The organism is Ruegeria sp., assembly GCF_028066395.1.
GTDB lineage: Bacteria > Pseudomonadota > Alphaproteobacteria > Rhodobacterales > Rhodobacteraceae > Ruegeria.
This window is the reverse complement of sequence record NZ_JALCBM010000129.1, coordinates 1-3,463: the sequence shown is the minus strand read 5'-3', so window position 1 is coordinate 3,463 and position 3,463 is coordinate 1. Positions and strand designations below refer to the sequence as shown.

Below are 3,463 nucleotides of genomic sequence, written 5' to 3'. Positions count from 1 at the left end.
CGCTGACGATCATCCGCAGGCATTGCACCGCCACTTCCTGATGCCAGCCATACCCGGCCCCGCTGAGCACCCGGCTGACCCCCGCGTCGCCGAGATCGTTGTAGTAAAGCTCCATCGCCTGCGGTGAAGCCCAGTTGGGATGGATATAGATCGGCACGTTCAGCGCCTCGGCGGTGGTCAGGACCGGTGCGAAATCCGGGTGGTCCAGAAATTTGCCGTCGACGGCCCCGTAGGTCATGCAGCCCAGAAAGCCCAATTGGGTCACGCAGCGTTCCAGTTCCTCGGCTGCGGCATTGGGTTCGCTCAGCGGCAGACCCGCAAAGCCGCGAAACCGGTCGGGATAGGCGTGGATGACATCTGTGGCCACCCAGTCGTTGATCTTGCGCGCAAAATCCACGCCTTCGGCTCCCGGCAGATTTTGCGGCCCGGGTGTCAGGGCGGACAGAACCTGAAGGTCCAGACCGGCCTCATCCATATGCGCGATACGGCCCGCGCCGACATCTGTGATATCGAAAGGTGGCACGCCGGGGGGAAAGGCGATGTTGTTGAGGCGCATCATCTCGGGCGTGGCGAAATGCTCCTCAAGACCGATCAGGGGGATGTCCCGGTCCCTTTCGGCGATCTCAGGCGAGCCTTCGGACCACAGCGACTCGGTCCGTCCCGGCAAAGCGAGGGAGGAGAGTGTCAGAGCAGACAGTCCTGTCGCAAATTGCCGACGGTTCAGTCTGGTTTTCCGGGGGTCAAGGTTGGTCATCAAAATGCCTTTCTCTGGACCCGACAGGCTCAAAGCCCGCCGGGGTTTTGAACCCCTATTCTACCAGCGGTTTTGTCCGTCCGTCGGACAAATTTGGGCATAGCCGCTATGCCTTGACAGCAGGAAACAACCGTTCGGGGCAAGCGTTGCCTGCGCCAACGTTCAATGGGTTCAGTAATCCGCAACCAGCAGGAAATCCGGTTCGGCGTCCTCTTCGATAGTGGCAAAACGGGGGATCGGGTCTTCGAACACATTGTCGGTGCGGTCGTCATTGACGGTCGAGACCTCGCCGATCAAGCAATCCCCCTGTTCTGCCCAGAAGGCGTGCCAGATGCCGGGCATCAGGGTGACGCTCTGACCCGGTCTCAAGCGCAGGTGTTCACCCGGCTGTATCGTGACAGGGCAGCCATCGCTGGGGACCACAACAGGTGTGTCGCGATCAATGCCGCCCTCAGCGTCCGAAGCGTAGATTTCCATCACCAGATCGCCGCCGCCCCGGTTGATGATATCCTCGGCCTTGAGGATATGGCGATGCATTGGTGAGAGTTGGTTTTCCCGTGAAATCAGCAGTTTCTCGGCATAGAGCATGCCGCGACCCTGGCTCAGATCGTTCACGTCGCCATTGCGCAGGGTGAACAGGAACAGGCCCAGCTCGTCGAACCGGCCCTGACCGTAATCGGTGATGTCCCAGCCCAGACCCCGGTCGCGGATACCTGCGGCCTGAGGGCCTCGCATCTGCTCGGGCGACCAGTCGGCAAAGGGCGGCAGCACAGCGCCGAAAGAATGGATGAAGACCTGCGCCTCGGCCTTGATACGGTTGATGTCGGAACGTTTCATTTGTGCCTCAATCCTGCAATTCATGCGCCCAGGGCGGGTTTGCGCCGGCGCGGGATACGGTGATCGCGGCCACTTCGGCCCCTTTGGTCAGCGCCGCCCGCAAAGCCTCGGGGGGCAGGGCGCGCAAAGCCGGTTTGGTCAGATGACCCGCCGCATCCAGCGCCGCCAGAACGCCTGCGTTGAACGTGTCCCCCGCGCCGACCGTATCGACCACCTGCACCGATTTGACAGGGACCGAGACCTCGGACCCGTCCGTCAGATACCCGCTGGCCCCGTCGCCCCCGCGCGTGACGATCACAACCGAAGGGCCTGCCTGCAACAATTGCGGCACCTTCTCGGCGTGGGTTTCGGGGCCGGGGATGATCCAGTCCAGATCCTCATCCGAGACCTTGACGATATCCGCCTGCGCGATCATCCGGTTCAGCCGCGTGCGATAGCGGGTCTGATCCTTGATGAACCCGGGGCGAATGTTCGGGTCCAGCATCACCGCGCGATCCGCTCCGTGCTGGCCCAGCAGGCTTGCATAGGCATCGGCACAAGGTTCAACTGCCAGGCTGATGCCCCCGAAATACAGCGCCGTGGCGGCGGGCAGGTGATCGGGCATATCCTCGGGCTGCAGCATCCGGCCTGCGGTGTTTTCATCGACAAAGCTGTAGGTGGCATGTCCGTCCTGCAATTTTACAAAAGCCAGCGTTGTCGGCCGGTCCGAGCGGATTAGGTGGCTGCTTTCTACATGGCTTTCCTGCAACGCCCCGGCCAATTGCTGCCCGAACATATCGGTCGACAAACCGGTCAACAGCCCGACGCCCGCGCCCAAACGGCCCAGAGCGATGGCCGTGTTGAACACCGCCCCGCCGGAATGCGGCACAAAGCCTTGCGCGCCGGAGACCGTGGGCTCGGCAATCATGTCGATCAGGGCTTCTCCGCAGCACAGGATCATGTTGCTGTCTTTCTCAATATGGCGGGCAGGCTAGTGTGCCAGCGCATTTTTACAGAAGTTGTTCGCACCAATAATGCCGAATTCCTTTTGCTCGGATACATAGAGGTTCATCGACCGGCGCAGGTCGTCAAACCGCCCGCCTGCGTTGAAGGCACGCAGGAAATCCTGACCGAACAGCCAGCGGTTTTTCTCGGCCACGCCACCCACCAGAAAGACGCCACCTGTGGGGACCATCGCCACGGCCAGATCGCCCATGATCGCCCCGAGATGTTCGGTGAACATCCGTGCGGTTTTGACGGCGCAGGTGTCAGTGCCGTCGCGAGCGTCCTGCAGAATGTCCTTGGCAAGGCGGACATTGGCGGTTTGCCCCTCGGCCATTGCGACCGCCTGATAGAGGATCGGCAGGCCGGTACCGCTCAGGAACATTTCGGCTTCAAGGGTCAGGCTGTCGTCAAAGAAACACTCGGGCACAAGGCGGCGGGCGGCGTCGAAGACATCAACCTCATGCCGGTGGCGAGGGGACAGGCCCATATGGCCGCCTTCGCCCGAGACGGTATGGTAATGCCCCTCGGAATACAGCAGCGCGCCGACGCCCAGACCGGTGCCGGGACCCACGACCAGCCGCGTGCCTTTTGGCGGTTCGTCGACGCCTTGCAGAACCTCGACATCTGCGCCGGTGATCTCGGCCACCGACCAGGCGGCAGCGGTGAAATCGTTGATGACAAAGGTATGTTTCGACCCGGTGGCGCGGGCCAGTTCCCCTTCGGACAGGTCGAGATTGGCGTTGGTCAGGCGGATACGCCCATCCCGGACCGGACCAGCCCCGGCCGCGACAACGGCCAGCGGATCGGTTCCGATCTCATCCCGCAGCGCGTGTAGCGCCGTGCGCAGATCAGCCAACGTGCCGGTGGGGTGCTTGCGCAGATCGGTCA

The 3,463-nt window shown here is 62.3% G+C and carries 4 protein-coding genes; all 4 read right to left on the bottom strand.

Features of this window, described 5'->3' with window-relative positions:
* A partial coding sequence (locus MPJ51_RS21595; RefSeq protein ID WP_298391110.1) for an amidohydrolase family protein occupies window positions 1–754 on the bottom strand: 754 nt, incomplete at its 3' end.
* Between the two features lie 171 nt (window positions 755–925).
* Window positions 926–1,591, bottom strand: coding sequence for a D-lyxose/D-mannose family sugar isomerase (locus tag MPJ51_RS21590; RefSeq protein WP_298391108.1), 666 nt, complete (start codon window positions 1,589–1,591; stop codon window positions 926–928).
* A 7-nt stretch (window positions 1,592–1,598) separates the two neighbouring features.
* Window positions 1,599–2,531 (bottom strand): carbohydrate kinase, encoded by a 933-nt coding sequence (locus MPJ51_RS21585; protein ID WP_298391106.1) that lies wholly within the window; start codon window positions 2,529–2,531, stop codon window positions 1,599–1,601.
* Between the two features lie 30 nt (window positions 2,532–2,561).
* Window positions 2,562–3,463 (bottom strand): glucokinase (locus MPJ51_RS21580; RefSeq protein WP_298391104.1); only part of this gene is annotated, 902 nt, incomplete at its 5' end.

What these genes read in the sequence shown, in the direction of transcription:
- MPJ51_RS21590 (WP_298391108.1), bottom strand. Translation starts at nt 1,591, where the DNA reads ATGAAACGTTCCGACATCAACCGTATCAAGGCCGAGGCGCAGGTCTTC.
- MPJ51_RS21585 (WP_298391106.1), bottom strand. Translation starts at nt 2,531, where the DNA reads ATGATCCTGTGCTGCGGAGAAGCCCTGATCGACATGATTGCCGAGCCC.